This is a genomic window from Sphingomonas sp. GM_Shp_1, from assembly GCF_026540895.1.
Taxonomy (GTDB): domain Bacteria; phylum Pseudomonadota; class Alphaproteobacteria; order Sphingomonadales; family Sphingomonadaceae; genus Sphingomonas.
Genome location: NZ_JALNUR010000005.1, coordinates 1 through 15,640 on the forward strand (window position 1 = coordinate 1; position 15,640 = coordinate 15,640).

Annotated in this window: 9 protein-coding genes; 3 read left to right on the forward strand and 6 right to left on the reverse strand. The window is 68.9% G+C overall.

Going from position 1 to position 15,640, the window contains the following annotated elements; genetic code table 11:
* Both OXQ33_RS04395 and OXQ33_RS04400 read right to left on the reverse strand, forming a co-directional pair.
* Positions 1-4,699, reverse strand: a 4,699-nt coding sequence (locus OXQ33_RS04395; RefSeq protein ID WP_267433478.1) for an Ig-like domain-containing protein, incomplete at its 3' end; no start/stop codon positions are given.
* 189 nt (positions 4,700-4,888) lie between these two features.
* Positions 4,889-5,860 carry a family 43 glycosylhydrolase gene (locus OXQ33_RS04400; protein WP_267433479.1) on the reverse strand — a complete coding sequence of 324 codons (972 nt, stop codon included), beginning with the start codon at positions 5,858-5,860 and terminating at the stop codon, positions 4,889-4,891.
* Between the two features lie 151 nt (positions 5,861-6,011).
* Here OXQ33_RS04400 and OXQ33_RS04405 point away from each other — a divergent pair, with 151 nt between their 5' ends.
* Positions 6,012-7,151, forward strand: a complete 1,140-nt coding sequence (locus OXQ33_RS04405; protein ID WP_267433480.1) for a cellulase family glycosylhydrolase — start codon at positions 6,012-6,014, stop codon at positions 7,149-7,151.
* 70 nt (positions 7,152-7,221) lie between these two features.
* On the opposite strand, the gene OXQ33_RS04410 is transcribed toward OXQ33_RS04405, so the two are convergent.
* The gene (locus OXQ33_RS04410) at positions 7,222-8,523 is read right to left on the reverse strand and encodes a glycoside hydrolase family 27 protein (protein ID WP_267433586.1); all 1,302 of its coding nucleotides are present in this window, start codon (positions 8,521-8,523) and stop codon (positions 7,222-7,224) included.
* A 327-nt stretch (positions 8,524-8,850) separates the two neighbouring features.
* On the opposite strand from OXQ33_RS04410, the gene OXQ33_RS04415 reads away from it, so the two are divergent.
* Complete coding sequence (locus tag OXQ33_RS04415; RefSeq protein ID WP_267433481.1) at positions 8,851-9,825, forward strand: SMP-30/gluconolactonase/LRE family protein; 975 nt, start codon at positions 8,851-8,853, stop codon at positions 9,823-9,825.
* A 44-nt stretch (positions 9,826-9,869) separates the two neighbouring features.
* Here OXQ33_RS04415 and OXQ33_RS04420 read toward each other — a convergent pair whose 3' ends face one another.
* Together OXQ33_RS04420 and OXQ33_RS04425 are read right to left on the reverse strand one after the other, a co-directional pair.
* Positions 9,870-11,117, reverse strand: a complete 1,248-nt coding sequence (locus OXQ33_RS04420; RefSeq protein ID WP_267433482.1) for an alpha/beta hydrolase-fold protein — start codon at positions 11,115-11,117, stop codon at positions 9,870-9,872.
* A 102-nt stretch (positions 11,118-11,219) separates the two neighbouring features.
* Positions 11,220-12,593, reverse strand: coding sequence for a hypothetical protein (locus OXQ33_RS04425; RefSeq protein ID WP_267433483.1), 1,374 nt, complete (start codon positions 12,591-12,593; stop codon positions 11,220-11,222).
* 69 nt (positions 12,594-12,662) lie between these two features.
* Between OXQ33_RS04425 and OXQ33_RS04430 the strand changes: the two genes are divergently transcribed.
* Positions 12,663-14,888: a penicillin acylase family protein gene (locus tag OXQ33_RS04430; RefSeq protein ID WP_267433484.1), complete on the forward strand. Its 2,226-nt coding sequence runs from the start codon at positions 12,663-12,665 to the stop codon at positions 14,886-14,888.
* On the opposite strand, the gene OXQ33_RS04435 is transcribed toward OXQ33_RS04430, so the two are convergent.
* Positions 14,885-15,613, reverse strand: coding sequence for a FadR/GntR family transcriptional regulator (locus OXQ33_RS04435; RefSeq protein ID WP_267433485.1), 729 nt, complete (start codon positions 15,611-15,613; stop codon positions 14,885-14,887). The genes OXQ33_RS04430 and OXQ33_RS04435 overlap by 4 nt on opposite strands.
* Between the last annotated feature and the right edge of the window lie 27 nt (positions 15,614-15,640).

Below are 15,640 nucleotides of genomic sequence, written 5' to 3' on the forward strand. Positions count from 1 at the left end.
TCACGCGGACCGTCTCTCCGTTCCGTTGCGGCGTGGTGAGGAGGGCGGTGTAGCTGCCGTCCCCGGCGACGATGGTCGTGCCGATCACCGTGCCGGTCGCGTCGCGGACGGTGAGGGTGGTCGTCGGCTGACCCGTGCCGGTAACGCTCGCCCCGTCGAGCGCGACCGTCGCGGTCGGGGCGAGGGGGGTGTCGTTGGGGATCAGGTCGGGCGCATTCGCCGTGCCGGGCGCGGAGACATTGCCCGCCGCATCGGCCTGGGTCAGTGTCAGCACCTGTCCGTTGGTTAGGGCCGTGCCCAGCGTCACGCTGAAGCCACCATCCGCGCCCACCGGCACCGTGGCCAGCACCAGCCCGACCGGATCGGTGATCGTCACGGTCGCGCCGATCTCACCGGTCCCCGACACGGTCGCGCCATCGGCGGAGACGGTCGCGACGGGGGCCGCCGGGGGCGTCTGGTCCAGAGCGGTGACGATGGTGGCGGGGGAGGGGTTGCCGATCGCATCGGCCTGGGTGACGCTCAGCACCTGGCTGTCGAGCTGCGCGGCTGACAGGGTGACGGCGTAACCGCCCTGCGCGCCGACCACGGCGCTACCCAGCACGCCGCCACCCGCATCGCGCACGGTGACGGTCGCGCCGACCTCTCCGGTGCCGGTGACGATGGTGCCGGTCGCATCGAGCGTCGCGGCGGGTGCGGCGGGCGGCGTGATGTCGGGCGCGGCGACGATGGTCGCGCCCGAGACGTTCGCGCCCGCATCGGTCAGCGTCGCGGACACCGTGCCGCCATTGGCCTGGGCGGTCGTCAGGGGCACGCCGAAGCTGCCGTCTCCCGCGACGACACCGGTGCCGATGACGTTTCCGCCCGCATCGCGGATGGTGACGGTCGTGCCCGCTTCACCGGTGCCGATCGCATTGGCGCCCGTCGCGTCGAGCGTGACGAGCGGCGCGTCGGGTGCGGTGACGTCCGGCGCGGTGACCGTTACGGGCGGGGACGCATTGCCGGTCGCATCGGCCTGGGTCACCTGAAGCGTCTGGCCGTTCAATTGCGGTGTGTTCAGCGCCAGCGCATAGGCACCCGTCGCCGAGGCGATACCGGTGCCGATCACCTGTCCGCCGGGGTCACGCACGGTGACGGTCGCGCCCGCCTCCGCCTGGCCGCTGACGATCGTGCCGCCGCCGTCCAGCGTCGCGGTCAGTCCGACCGGCACGGTCGTGTCGAGCGCGGTGAGCGCAAGCGGCGGCGAGACATTGCCCGCCGCATCCGCCTGCACCACCGACAGGGCCTGACCGTTCACCTGCGGCGTGGACAGCGGCACGGTAAAGCTGCCGTCCGCCGCCGCGACGACGCTGCCCAGCACGGTGCCGTCGGCGGCGCGCACGGTGACGGTCGCGCCCGCCTCTCCGGTGCCGGTCACGGATGCGCCGTCCGTCGCCAGTGTGCCCAGCGGCGCGGCGGGGGCGGTCAGGTCGGGTGCGACGGGAGACACGGGGGCGGAGGCGTTGCCGGTGGCATCGGCCTGAGTCACCTGAAGGGTCTCGCCATTGCGCTGCGCCGGGGTAAGCGCGACGGCATAGCTGCCATCCGAACCGACCAGCGCGGTGCCGACCGTGGCACCTGCCGGATCGCGGACCGTGACGGTCGCTCCCGCCTCACCCAGACCGGTCACGATGCCGCCATCCGCGCTGATCGCCGCGGTGAGGCCGATGGGTGCGGTCGTGTCCGGCGCGGTGACGGTGACGGCGGGCGAGGCATTGCCCGCCGCGTCGCTCTGCACGAGTTGCAGCGGCTGGCCATTGGCCTGGGCCGGGGTCAGCACGACGGCGAAATTACCGTCCGCACCAACCTGTCCGCTGCCGATGACGGTGCCGTCGGCGGCGCGGACCGTGACGGTCGCGCCCGCCTCGCCCGTCCCCGACAGGGTCGCGCCATTGTCGATGACCGATCCGGTCGGCGCAAGCGGCGCGGTGATGTCGGGCGCGATGACGGTGGCGGGGGCGGAGACATTGCCCGCCGCATCGGCCTGTGTCGCCTGAAGCGTTTCGCCATTGGTCTGCGGCGTGGTCAGGATCGCGGTGTAGACGCCGTTGGCGGCGACCGTCGCGGTACCGATGACATTGCCGCCTGCGTCGCGGATGGTGACGCCGGCCCCCGCTTCGCCCGTGCCGGTGACGAAGACGCCGTCACCGCTGACGGCGGCGGTCAGGCCGGTCGGCGCGGTGATATCGGGCGCGGTCAGCGTCGCGGCGGGCGACAGGTTGCCGCCCCGGTCGCTCTGATCGACCGACAGCGTCTCGCCATTGGCCTGAGCGGGCGAGAGCGTCGCGGTGAAACCGCCATCCGCGCCCACCACCGCCTGGCCCAGGATCGTGCCGTCCGCCTCGCGGACCGTCACGGTGGCGAAGGGCTCGCCGGTGCCGGTGACGCTCGTGCCATCGGGCGAGATGGTGGCGATGGGGGCATCGGGCGCGGTCAGGTCGGGCGCGCCGACCTGGCTGGGCAGCGAGACATTGCCCGCCGGATCGGCCTGCACGGCGGAAAGGGTCTGGCCGCTGGTCTGCGGCGGGGTCAGGGGCAGGGTGAAGCTGGTATCCGCGCCGACCACGGCGGTGCCCAGCACATTGCCGCTCGTATCGATCACGCGCACCGTCGCGCCCGGTTCGCCATTGCCATAGACCGAGGTACCGTCCGCCGACAGAATCGTGCTCGGCGGCGCGGGCGGGGTGATATCGGGCGCGACGACGGTCGCGGCGGCGGAGGCGTTTCCGGCGGCATCGGTCTGCGTCACGGTCAGCGTCTCGCCATTGGCCTGCGGCGTGGTGAGCGCGACGTCATAGGTTCCGGCGGCGGAGACCAGGACGGTGGCGATCACCGTTCCGGCGGGGTCGCGCACCTCCAGCGTCGCGCCGGGTTCGCCCGTTCCGCTGATGCTGGTGCCGTCGCCGCTGACGATCGCGGTGGGCGCGGACGGCGCGACGAGGTCGGGCGTGGCGATGCTCGCGACGGGCGAGAGATTGCCCGCAGGGTCGGTCTGCACGACCGACAGGGTCTGACCATTGGCCGCACCGGTGGACAGGGCGATGGTGAAGCCGCCATCCGCGCCCACGGTGGCGGTGCCGATCGGCTGGCCGCTTGCATCGGTGACGTTGACCGTCGCGCCCGGCTCGCCAGTTCCGGTCAGGGTCGCGCCGTCCGCGCTGACGCTGGCGGTCGGCGCGGTGGGCGGCGTGATGTCCGGCGCGGCGATGGTGGTGGCAGGGGAGGCGTTGCCGGTCGGATCGCTCTGCACCACCGTCAAGGTGCCGCCATTGGCCTGGGGATTGGTCAGCGGGATGCTGTAATTGCCCTGCGCATCGACCGTCGCCTGACCCAGCGGCTGGCCCGCGCCGTCGCGCACGGTGACGGTCGCGCCCGCCTCGCCGGTGCCGGTGATGGTCGTGCCCTGTCCGTCGATCGTGGCAGTCGGGGCGGGCGGCGGCGTGGTGTCGGTGGCGGTCACGCTCGCGGCGGGGGAGGTGTTGCCCGCCGCATCCGACTGGGTGACGGTCAGCGTCTGCCCATTGGTCTGGGCGGTGGCGAGCGGGGCGGTGAAGCTGCCGTCCGTCCCGACCGTGGCGGTGCCCAGCACCTGTCCGTCGGGTCCGGTGATCCGCACCGTCGCGCCGGGCTCGCCGGTGCCGGAGACGGTGGCGCCGCCCTCGCCCAGCGTCACGACCGGCGCGGTGGGTGCGCTCGTGTCGGCGACGGTCAGGGTGGTGGTGGGGGAGATATTGCCCGCCGCATCGCTCTGAGTCACGGTCAGGGTGCCGCCATTGGTCTGCGGCGTGGTCAGCGTCAGCGTATAGCCGCCCTGCGCCCCGACGACGGCGGTGCCCAGCACTTGTCCGGCGGCGTCGCGCACGGTGACGGTCGCACCGACCTCACCGGTGCCGGTGATCGTCGTGCCCTGTCCCGTCAGGGTCGCGGTCGGTGCGATCGGAGGCGTTGTGTCCGGGGCGCTGACGCTCAGGCCGGGCGAGGTGTTGCCCGCCGCATCGGACTGGGTCACGGTGACGGGCTGGCCGTTGGTCTGGGGCGGATTGACGGGGATGGTGAAATTGCCGTCCGCGCCGACCGTGCCGGTGCCGATCACCACGCCCGCGCCATCGGTCACGCGGACGGTCGCGCCGGGCTCGCCGGTTCCGCTGACGCTGCTTCCGGCGGTGCCGAAGACGGCGGTGGGGCGACCGGGGGCGACGGTATCGGCGGGGGGCTGGGGCGTCCGGTCGCCGTCATTGCCACCCCCGCCGGATACCGCCGCGACCAGACCGCCGACCCCCGCCACGCCCAGCACGGCGGGCAGAATGAAGGAGGAACTCGCCCCTTCCGCGGCCGCGCCTGCGCCCAGCAACTCGTCCAGATCGTTCAGCGCCGTGAACCGGCCCGCCCCCGTCGCTGTGGGATGGGCCAGCCACTGCCCGCCCTGTTCGTCGCGCAGCACGAGATCGCTGACCGCGCCCTGTTGCGCCCGATAGAAGTTATCGATGCGCAGCGTGCTGCCGTCCACCAGTCGGAGGATCAGGTCATCGCCCTGCCGCTCCATCGCCGCGACCTGGGCGCGGTCCAGGTTCAGCCGGACGATGCTGGGGGTGTCGAGTTCGATGACGTCGGCGCTGGTCGTCGTCGTAGCGCGGCTCGCCTTGGCGATGATCTCGGTCTGCATGCCCTGTTCCTCCCATAACGTGTCCGTCCCCGGTTCGGGGACGGGCGGGGAAGGCCACGCACGTATCTGCGCACATGGGCTCGCGACCTCCCCCTATGCGAAGGCCGGAACCATGGCGGACCGGTTTGCGATGCTGGAATTCCGATTTCGGAATTGATTCAAATGGTTAATGAAAGTTTAAGCCGCGCGTCAGCGGTGTCGTGCCGCTTTCCAGGTGGGCGCCTCCGCATCGGTCATCCGTACCGGCCGGATGCTGCCGTCCGGGGCATAGTCGATCCGGTCGATCGCCACGACGCGCTCGCCTTGGAAGGGCCCCGGCCCCGGCGCGCGGTCCCAGCGGTGATAGACGATCAGCCAGCGTCCGTCCGGCGTCTTGACGAAGCTGTGATGCCCCGGCCCCTGATGCCGGTCGTCGCTGGTCAGGATCGCGCCACGATAGCGCCAGGGTCCGATGGGGGAGGGGGCGGTGGCGTAATGGACCGAATAGTCCGGCCCGTTGAACCGGCCATGGCTGTAGGACAGGTAATAGGTGCCGTTGCGCTCATGCATGAACGCCCCCTCGGTGAACGCGGGCGGATTGGTCACCGTCACCTCGCGGGCGATGGTGACCATGTCGGGTTTCAGCTCCCAGACGCGCAGTTTCGCGCCCGCGCTGCCGCCCGCATAGATATAGATTTTCCCCGATTTGCGATCCGGAAAGACCATCGGATCGATCGCTTCGAAGCCCTGGCCGCCGGTGATCAGCGGACGACCGCTGTCGCGATAGGGCCCCTGCGGCTTGTCGGCGACGGCGACGCCGATCCGGCTGGGCGTCGGGTTCTGCGGGCCGACCGAGTAATAGAGATAATATTTCCCGTTCCGCGTCGCGACGCCGGGCGCCCAGAGAAAATGTTCGGGCGCGCCGTCATCCTTGATCCATCCGATCTGGTCGCGCCGGATCAACTCGCCGCGCGGTCGCCAGTTCTTCAGGTCACGGCTGGAAAAGGCCCCGAACCGATCCGCCGCCCAGCTTCCCCCCGGACCGCCGGTGGGGAAGATCCACAACTCGTCGCCGATCATCATCGCATGGGGATCGGCGCCCTCGAATTGCGGGTTCCTCGCGGCGACCGATCCGGTCATGGCCAGCGCCAGTCCGGCGGCGATACAGGGGATCACTTTCATCCGCATCCTCTCGTTCCAACGGGTGCCCTGTGCCGGGCCGTTCCTCGTTCCGATCCCGACATCACTTGATAAGTCGGACTTTATCAAGGACATTCGTACCAACAGCCCGGGCATGGACCACGGGCGTCCAAGCGGGAGAGATGGGATGAGGATGCGTCTGTTTGTGGGGGCGGCGATCGTCGCGATGCTGGCGACCGCGCCCGCCGAGGCGCGGGGTCGCTGGACCGAGGCGCAGGCCAAGGCCTGGTATGACCGCCAGCCCTGGCTGGTCGGCGCGAACTATACCCCCGCCAGCGCGATCAACCAGTTGGAGATGTGGCAGGCCGAAAGCTGGGACCCCAAGCGGATCGATCACGAACTGGGGCTGGCGCAGGGGATCGGGATGAACACCATGCGCGTGTTCCTGCACGATCAACTCTGGGTGCAGGACCCGGAAGGGTTCAAACGACGCATCGACGCATTCCTGACCATCGCGCAAAAGCACGGCATCCGCCCGCTCTTCGTGCTGTTCGACAGTTGCTGGGATCCGAACCCGGTGCTGGGGCCGCAGCATCCGCCGATCCCCGGCGTCCACAATTCGGGCTGGGTGCAGGGACCGGGCATGGCGGGGCTTCGCGACCGGGCGAACTGGCCGAAATACCGCGCTTATGTCCAGGGCGTGATCGGCGCGTTCAAGGACGATCCGCGCATCCTGGGCTGGGACCTGTGGAACGAGCCCGACAATGGCGCGGACCAGTATAAGGGGCAGGAAGGCAAGGAACCGCTGGTCCGCGCGCTGCTGGCGCAGGTGTTCGACTGGGCGCGCGCGGCCGAGCCTTCACAGCCGCTGACGTCGGGCGTGTGGCAGGGCGATGACTGGACGCCCGATGGAAGCGGGGGCGGGCGGACCTCGGCGATGGACAGGCTGCAATTGTCGCAGTCCGATGTCATCACCTTCCACGACTATAGCTGGCCCGAGACGTTCGAGCGGCGGGTGAAGCAATTGCTGCCCTATAAGCGCCCGATCCTGTGCACCGAATATATGGCGCGCGGCAACGGATCGACCTTCGACGGATCGCTGCCCATCGCCAAGCGATACAATGTGGCGATGATGAACTGGGGCTTCGTCGACGGAAAGACGCAGACGCGGCTGCCCTGGGATAGCTGGAAAAAGCCCTATGTGCTGGAGGAACCGACCATCTGGTTCCACGAGGTGTTTCGCGCCGACGGCACGCCCTATCGCCAGGCGGAAACCGACCTGATCCGGCGGCTGGCGGCGGCACCCAAGGGAGTGGTCCCGGCGGTGCGGTGATCCATAGGCCATGCGTGTGCAACCTCTCCTCGCCCCTCTCCCTGTCCAGGGGAGAGGGGTCTGAATGTCGTCAGCCCGCCCGCAACCGGTACAGCCCCGCGCCATGCGCGGGCAGCGTCCGCGCCATCCGGTCCGTGATGCGGCCCAGGCTCTTGCCCTCCCACAGATCGGTCGCCGTCACCCCACCGGTCAGGCCCAGTTGCCGCAGCGAGATCGCCACCTCCTTCGGCTTGTCGGTGGTGTTGAACAGCGCCAGGTAACGGTCGCCGGCCGCGCCTTCGGGCTTGGCGGACCAGATGCGGGTGCCGTCCTCTACGAAATGCGGCATATTGTCGGTCGAGGCCTGGTTGACCGCCAGCACCGCGCGATTGGTCAGCAGCGCCAGCGTCGGCGCGTCGAGATAGCGCAGATCGCCGCCCATGATCAGCGGCGACCGCGCGATCGACCAGAGCGTCATCAGCGTCCGCTGCTCGTCGGGGGTGAACTTGGTATCGCGCTTGCCGAGCGCCAGCCGCCCGAGCGGGAGCATGTCGGCATCGGGCCAGCCGCCCGGCCCGCGATGGGGCGTCCAATTCTCCAGCCGGGTGAATTGCGCCTCCAGCATCGCCCACTCGTCCCAGAAATCGTCCGAAATGCGCCACATCTGCGCGAAGCGGCGGACATGGGGGCCGCGGATGACGGGGGTTTCGCCGGGCGACAGGCTGAGGACGATGGGGCGGCCGGTCGCGCCGATCGCCTTGTGCGCCGCCTCGATCTCCGGCGCGTGCGCGTCATAGGGGCGGCTCATATCGTCCATCTTGACGAAATCGACACCCCAGGAGGCATAGAGCGCGAAGACGCTGTCATAATAGGCCTGCGCCCCCGGCTTCGTCATGTCGACCCCGTACATGTCGGGGTTCCAGGTGCAGATGCTGCCGGTATCGGCGATGTCGGCGGCGCGGTAGCGGGTGCCGAGGATCGGCAGGTTCTTGCTTACCGCCAGCCGGGGAATGCCCCGCATCAGATGGATGCCGAACTTCATCCCCATCGCATGCACATCGGCGGCCAGCCTGGTGAAGCCCGATCCGTCGGCGCTGGAGGGAAAGCGGTTGGGCGCGGGGATCAATCGGCCATGTCCGTCCATCGCGGGGACCGGCGCGGCGTTGTAGGTGTAACTCGACGCATCGGGCTCATACCATTGGATGTCGACGGTGAAGATGTCGTAGCCGAAGGGCAGCAGCTTTTCCCGCATGATCGCCGCCGTTTCACGCGCCTGCGCCTCGGTGATGGTGGTGGCGAAGCTGTTCCAGCTGTTCCAGCCCATCGGCGGACGCGGGGCAAGGGGCCCCGATGCGGGCCGGGCCGCGCCCTGCGCCGGGCCGCTGGCGAGCATGGCGGTTCCCGTCCAGGCCGCCCCGGCCAGTGCCTGCCTGCGGCTGATCCCCGCGCCGGTGTCCGTCATGCTCCGCTCCCTTATCGTTCACTTATAGTCGAACAATTGTAGAGCGGATCATGGCGACGGCAAGCCTTGGTTTGCTTGTGTACAGAGGGAAAAGGGCAATTCCATGGGAGGCGATAAGTCGGACATTGCGCGGTTTGAAGGGCAGATCGGCTTCGCGTGCGCTCCGGCTTGTTTTTACGGCGAATTTTCCGGATCATCCCGACCGGCCGGTGCGCCCCGCGCGGTCCTTTTCCCTCTTTGCCGGGATATGCGATGCCGATGATCTCCGACCCTGGCTTTGATGGTCCAATCCTCAGCCGCCGGGCAATGGTGGCGGGAACCGGCCTGTCGCTGCTGGCCTTTGCTAGACCGGCCATGGCCGAGCCTGCCATGGCCGATATCGTCGACCCCGCCGCGACGTTGCGGACCCTCTACAGCGGTGGGCGGTGGATCGAGGGACCGGCCTGGGACCGCCGCAGGAACGCGCTGGTGTTCAGCGACGTGAAGCGCAACGTCATGATGCGCGTCGATGCCAAGGGTGTCGGGGTCTTCCGTTCGCCCTCGAACAACGCCAATGGCAATTGTTTCGACGCGCGCGGGCGGCTGCTGACCTGCGAGCAGCGGACGCGGCGGGTGGTGCGGCAGGAGGCGAACGGACGGATCACCGTCCTCGCCGATCGCTATCAGGGCAAGCGGCTCAATTCGCCCAACGACCTGACGGTCGCCGCCGACGGCGCGGTCTGGTTCACCGATCCGATCTACGGCATCACCGTGCCCGATGAGGGGATACGCGCCGCGCCCGAGCAGCCGGGCCGTTTCGTCTATCGCATCGATCCCTCGGGCGCGCTGACAATGGTCGAGGGGGATATGGACCAGCCCAACGGCATCGTCTTTTCCCCCGATGGCCGCACTTTGTATGTCAGCGAGACCGGCGGGGCGCTGAAGCCCGATGGCCCGCGCGAGATCCTGGCCTTTGACGTAGTGGACGGGCGGAAACTGGCCCGCCGCCGGGTCTTCGCACGGTTGGAACGCGGTATTCCCGACGGGCTGGCGGTGGACCGGGCGGGGCGCGTCTATGCCGGTGTGGCGGAGGGGGCGGGGGTCTGGTCCCCGGATGGCGAACGGCTGGGCACCATCCCGACGCCCAAGCCCTGCGCCAACATCGCCTTTGGCGGGCGGGACGGTCGGACGCTCTATCTCTGCGCGACCGACAGCGTCCATGCCATCGCCCTGCGAACGCCGGGCATCCTCTGATCGGGGCGGGCGCGGTCGAGCCGCCGCGCCCGCCCTGCCATGGTTCAGTCGCGGAACAATAAGGGCGCCATCGCCTGAAGGCTGCGCCGCCAGGTCTGGAACTCATGCCCCGTATCGGGCGAGACGAAGAACACGCTGTTCAGCCCCGCCTGCTTCAACGCCTCGGCATTGGCGCGCGGATCGCTGCGCGGACCACCGGGCGGGCCCGAGCGGCCCCCCTCCAGCTCGCGGCTGCCGAAGCTGACGAAGGTCAGCTTGACCTTGTCGCGATAGCCCGGCGTCGCCTTGACGTCGTCCAGCGAGACGGTGCCCCCGCTGAGCAACCCGATATAGGCGAAACGGTCGAGATTCTTTGGCGCGATCAGCTTGGTCTCGAACCCGCCCATCGACAGGCCCGCCATGGCGCGGTGGCGCTGGTCCGACAGGGTGCGGAAATGCCCGTCGACATAGGGGATCAGCTCGTTCAGCAGCACCGTCTGGAACGGCCGGATATCGAACGCCGCCAGTCCGCCGGGCTGGCCGGGCCGAATGTCGTTGGTCATGCCATAGGTCATGACGATGAGGAACGGCCGCGTCTTTCCGGCGGCGATCAGATTGTCCATGATCAGATTGGCATGGCCCTGGTTCGACCAGGCGGTTTCGTCCTCGCCCCAGCCATGCTGGAGATAGAGGACCGGATATCGCTCCCGCGCATTCCGGTCATAGCCCGGCGGGGTGTAGACGAAGGCGCGCCGCTGCGTCCCCGTGCTGGGGGAGGGGAACAATATCTGTTCGACGCGGCCATGGGGCACGTCCTTCAGCGCGTAGAAATCGGCGTCATGCGCCGGGATCTCGATCCCGCTCTCCCACCGGGTCGAGCCATAGAAGTTGAGCGTCCCCGGATCGTTGAACGTCCCGCCATCGACGGTCAGGTGATAATAATGGAAGCCTTCGTCCAGCGGCCCTTCGGACGTGCCGACCCATGCGCCGTCGGGGCCTTTGGTCAGCACCGTTCCGCCGCGCCCCCCGAGCCCCAGGCTGACCTTCACCGCCTTCGCATCGGGGGCGACGATGCGGAAACGGGCATAGCCCTGCGAATTGACCTGGGGATAGGCTTGCCCCGGCTGGTTGAGCGAGGAGGGTTTGAAATCCTCGACGATGGGGGCGGGGGCATTCGCGGCCGGTGCCGTCTGCGCATAAGCCTGCGGTACCGCTATCATCATTACCGCCAACGCGGCATGGATCACCCTCATCGACCATCCTCCCATGCGATTGTCGGCCAGCCGTTCCGACCGTGCCCTCGTGTCCCGCATGGTGAGCCGATTGGCGACAGGACACAAGCCCTGCCGCAAATCCATCCGATAACGGAGCCGATCGCACCTGGGAGGTGAGCGTTAACGCCCCCCCCCCGGACGCTATGCGCGGATGAGCAATTCGTCGCTGCGCAACCATAAGGGGGGAAGGCAGAGCGGTGTCGTCGACAGGGGCAGCACCGCTTCATCGACTTCCGCCCCGATGACGTCGATCATGAAGCGCCGCCGTGCCGCGATCCGCGCGGCCACTGTCGGATGGCGCTCCGCCAGATCGGCGCGCAGCGCCGCATCGGCCAGTACGATGCTGTCTTCGCAGTTCAATGCCCAGCCATCGGGCATCGGCGTCGGGATCACGTCGACCTGGACATGCATGCCGGACCGAAGGCGATCGGTCGAACCGGGGCGCACGGGCGTGTGCGACCATTCCTCATGCCCGGTCAGATGGCCCGGATTCAGCAACGACCGCAACCCGCCGGCGGCGAGTGTTTCCACCACGGCATCGTGCAGGGCCGCTCCGGTGCAACCGATACGGGCATGGCGATACCAGGCCAGCAGCCCCGCGAAATAGGCGGAGGCGGTGGCGACGAAGGCGTCGTTCGCATCGTCGAGCAACCCGGCACGCGCGCTGAGGCCGCCCCATAGCCCGATGGCCGTCGATACGCCGTCCCCCTTGCGCAGCACGCGCGCGCCCGGACTGGCCAGCCCGATCACCGATCCGTCGGAAGCTCCGCCCGAAGCGAGCATGGCATGGACGTTGAACGGATCGCCGCCATAACCCATCCGGGCCGCGCCCTCCCGTTCGCTGTCGCCGGGGCGCAGGCCCGACAGGATCGACCAGACCATCGCCGACCCGCGCGCCGCCGCAGCCTCGAACACCGCGATCTGATCGGCGTCGATGATCGACCGCTGCCCCCGTTCCGGATGGAGCAGCACCTCGGTCCGGTCGCATACGCCGTCCGTCCCCGCCACGGCGGCGATCGCGCCGAGATAGGCGGCGGGCAGGAAAGGCGGCAGCGGTCCGTCGGCGTCGCGGTCCCATTCCTCCTCGCCCAGATATTTCCACCCGACGATCCCGACCGACGCCCCCCGCCGCACCCCCGCGTCGCGCAACACGTCGGTCAGGCGCGGCGCGGTGGTGCGATCCTGGCCCAGCAGGCTCATCGTCTGCGACAGGCGCACCTCCAGCCCGGGCAGCGCGGCGCGGGCGGCATAGGGTACGCACTCGTTGCCGGTGATCAGGATCCGCTTAGCCCCCGGACCCAGCAGCAACAGCGCCTCCTCGAACCGCGGCTCGAATCCCGACAGGAACATGACGTTGGCCATATGCTCGCGATCGGCATAGACCATCAGCCAGTCCGTACCCGCCGCCGCCAGCGCCGCATCGCACCGCGCGGCGTAACGCTCGGCTGGCAGGGGGGGCGGTTCGTCGATCGGGCCGAAATCGGGGATGGTGACGGGGGACAGGCGAATGGACATGAACTCTCCCTGCATATTCTTGCACCGTTCCAATATATATGATTTTATGGCGATGCAAAGGGGAACCGAATGAAGCACCGCATCCATGCCCTCCATGGGCTGCTCCTGACCGGCGCGGCGCTGGCGTGCGCGCTACCTTGTGTGGCGGCGCCGTCGCCCTATGCCGCACGAGTCAGCATCGTCCGGGACGAGGTGGGGATCGCCCATGTCCATGGCCGCAGCGATGCCGATGCGGTATTCGGCATGATCTATGCCCAGGCGGAGGATGATTTTCCCCGGATCGAACGCAATTATCTGACCGCGCTGGGTCGGCTGGCGGAGGTGGAGGGGGAATCGGCCCTGTGGCTGGACCTGCGTCAGCGCCTGTTCGTCGATCCTACGCGCCTGCCCGCCGAATATCGTCGCAGCCCGGCCTGGCTGCGGCGGCTGATGGACGCATGGGCGGCGGGGCTGAACCAGTATCTTGCCGATCACCCTGCGGTACGCCCGGCGCGGATCACCCGGTTCGAGCCATGGATGGCGCTGGCCTTTTCCGAAGGCAGCATCGGCGGCGATATCGAACGCGGGGTCGATCCGACCGCGCTCGCCGCCTTTTACGGCACGCCCGACGCGCTTCGGTCCTCGCCCGCCATGCTTGCCGATGCCGGGCGGCTGGTCGAGCCCAAGGGGTCGAACGGCATCGCCATCGGCCCGTCGCGCAGCGCCAGCGGCCATGCCCTGTTGTGGATCAACCCGCACACATCCTTCTTCTTCCGCTCCGAGCAGCAGGTCAGCAGTGACGAGGGACTGTCGGTCTATGGCGCGGCGACCTGGGGCCAGTTCTTCGTCTATCAGGGGTTCAACCGGCGGCTCGGCTGGATGCACACGTCGAGCGGCGTGGACAATATCGACGAATTCTCGGTCGAGGTGCGCGGACGGGGCGACGCGGCCCGCTGGCGCGACGGCACCGTGTGGCGGCCCTTCGCCCGAAACACGGTGCGGTTGCTGGTACGCGCGGCCGATGGTGGCTTGCGCGAACGGGTCTTCACGACGCTGGCGACACGGCACGGGCCGATCATTCGCAGCGAAGGCGGGCGCTGGGTCGCGGTGGCGATGCTGAACGCGCCGCGCCCGGCGCTGGAGCAGAGCTGGCTGCGGACCAAGGCGACGACTTTGGCCGATTATTTGCGGGTCGCCGACCGCAAGGCCAATTCGTCCAACAACACCATCCTCGCCGCCGATGACGGGACGATCGCCTATCTCCACCCGCAATTCGTGCCGATCCGCGACGACCGGTTCGACTATACCCGTCCCGTCGATGGCAGCGATCCGGCGACGGCATGGCGTGGGCTTCACCGCCTCGCCGACCTGCCACAGGTCGTGCGGCCCCACAGCGGTTGGGTGATGAACGTCAACGACGCGCCGTGGACCGCCTCCGGTGCCGATAGTCCACGGGCGGCCGACTATCCGCGCTATATGGACCAGTTCGGTGAGAACCCGCGTGGGGTGCACGCCACGGCCCTGCTGTCCGGGGATCGGCGGTTCACGCCCGCGATGTTGCGCGATGCGGCGTTCGATCCCTTCCTGCCGCTGTTCGATCAGCAGATCCCGTTGCTGGCGCGTGGTTTCGCCGCCTTGCCGCCGGGCGATCCACGCCGCGAAGAGTTGCGACAGGCGATGGCGCTGCTGACCGCATGGGACCGCCGCTGGGGGCTGGAGTCGGTGGCGACGACGGTCGCGGTCTATTGGGGCGAGGCGCTGTGGCGGCGAGAGGGGCCGAAGGCGCAGGCGGCGGGTCGTCGGCTCTTTGCATGGCTGGCCGATACCACCAGCGATGCCGACCGGATCGCCGCGCTGGCCGATGGGTGGCAGCGGCTGAATGCCGATTTCGGCGGTCCGATCGCCTGGGGGCGGGTCAACCGGTTCCAGCGGCTGGACGGGGCGATCGCATCGCGATTCGACGACCGTGCGCCCAGCGTCCCCGTGCCCTTCACCAGCGGCAATTTCGGGTCGCTCGCGTCGTTCGGCGTCGAGCGGCAGGCGGGGCAGCGCTGTTTCTATGGGACCAGCGGCAACAGCTTCGTCGCGATGGTCGAATTCACGCCGCAGGGGCCGCGCGCCTGGTCGGTATCGGCGGGCGGGCAGAGCGGCGACCCCGCCTCGGCCCATTTCGACGACCAGGCCGTGCGCTATGCCGCCGGTGCGTTGCGCCCCATCCCGCTGGGGCCGGTCGCGGGCCGCGCCTATCACCCCGGTGAACCGCGTCCCGCCGCCCCGGCGCGCGCCCCGGCACCCCCTGGCGCGCCCTGCGGTTAGGGGCGCAGCGGGTGCTTTCCCGCCACCAGCAGCAACTCCAGCGCGCCGTAGATCAGTTCGTACATCCGCGTGCCCGCAAGCGTGGCATTGCCCTCGACGATCGCATCGGCGACGCGTTTGTGGTCGCGTGCGCTGGCACGGGGGACGCCCTTATATTCGTTGGTCCGCCGGATCGAGAAGCGCAGCGTCGTCTCCGTAAGGTCAGTGAACTGGCGAAGGAACCGGTTGTTGCTCGCCCGGAGCACCGCGATGTGGAAGGCGATATCGGCTTCCAGCGCATCCTCCTCTCCCCGGTCGGCGGCGGCCATGCGTTCGGTCGCGGCGACGATCGCGGCGCGCTGAGGCCCCGACGCCGAATGCGCCGCCAGTGTCGCGGCGCGCGGTTCGATGGCGAGGCGGATTTCGGTGAAATCGATCAACAGGTCGATCGAGAAGTCACGCTGCAACATCCAGCGCAGCACATCGGGGTCGAGCAGGTTCCAATTGTCCTCCGGCTGGACCAGAGTGCCTGCCCGCTTGCGCCCGACCAGCAGCCCCTTGGCGGCCAGCATCTTCACCGCCTCGCGCAGGACCGGACGGCTGGCGTCATAGCGTTCGCACAATTCCGCTTCGGTCGGGAAGGGCGATCCCGACCGGAAATGCTCGGTGACGATGGCCAGGCCGAGATCGTCGACGATCTTTGCGGTCAGGTTGCGGCCGTCATGCGATCCGGATTCCTCTGTCATCTCCTTCCCATAGGCCATGCGGAGAGA

Excerpts from the sequence above, each read along its gene's own strand:
- OXQ33_RS04405 (WP_267433480.1), top strand. The coding sequence starts at position 6,012 with ATGCGTCTGTTTGTGGGGGCGGCGATCGTCGCGATGCTGGCGACCGCG.
- OXQ33_RS04410 (WP_267433586.1), bottom strand. The coding sequence starts at position 8,523 with ATGCTCGCCAGCGGCCCGGCGCAGGGCGCGGCCCGGCCCGCATCGGGG.
- OXQ33_RS04400 (WP_267433479.1), bottom strand. The coding sequence starts at position 5,860 with ATGAAAGTGATCCCCTGTATCGCCGCCGGACTGGCGCTGGCCATGACC.
- OXQ33_RS04430 (WP_267433484.1), top strand. The coding sequence starts at position 12,663 with ATGAAGCACCGCATCCATGCCCTCCATGGGCTGCTCCTGACCGGCGCG.
- OXQ33_RS04435 (WP_267433485.1), bottom strand. The coding sequence starts at position 15,613 with ATGACAGAGGAATCCGGATCGCATGACGGCCGCAACCTGACCGCAAAG.
- OXQ33_RS04420 (WP_267433482.1), bottom strand. The coding sequence starts at position 11,117 with ATGCGGGACACGAGGGCACGGTCGGAACGGCTGGCCGACAATCGCATG.
- OXQ33_RS04425 (WP_267433483.1), bottom strand. The coding sequence starts at position 12,593 with ATGTCCATTCGCCTGTCCCCCGTCACCATCCCCGATTTCGGCCCGATC.
- OXQ33_RS04415 (WP_267433481.1), top strand. The coding sequence starts at position 8,851 with ATGATCTCCGACCCTGGCTTTGATGGTCCAATCCTCAGCCGCCGGGCA.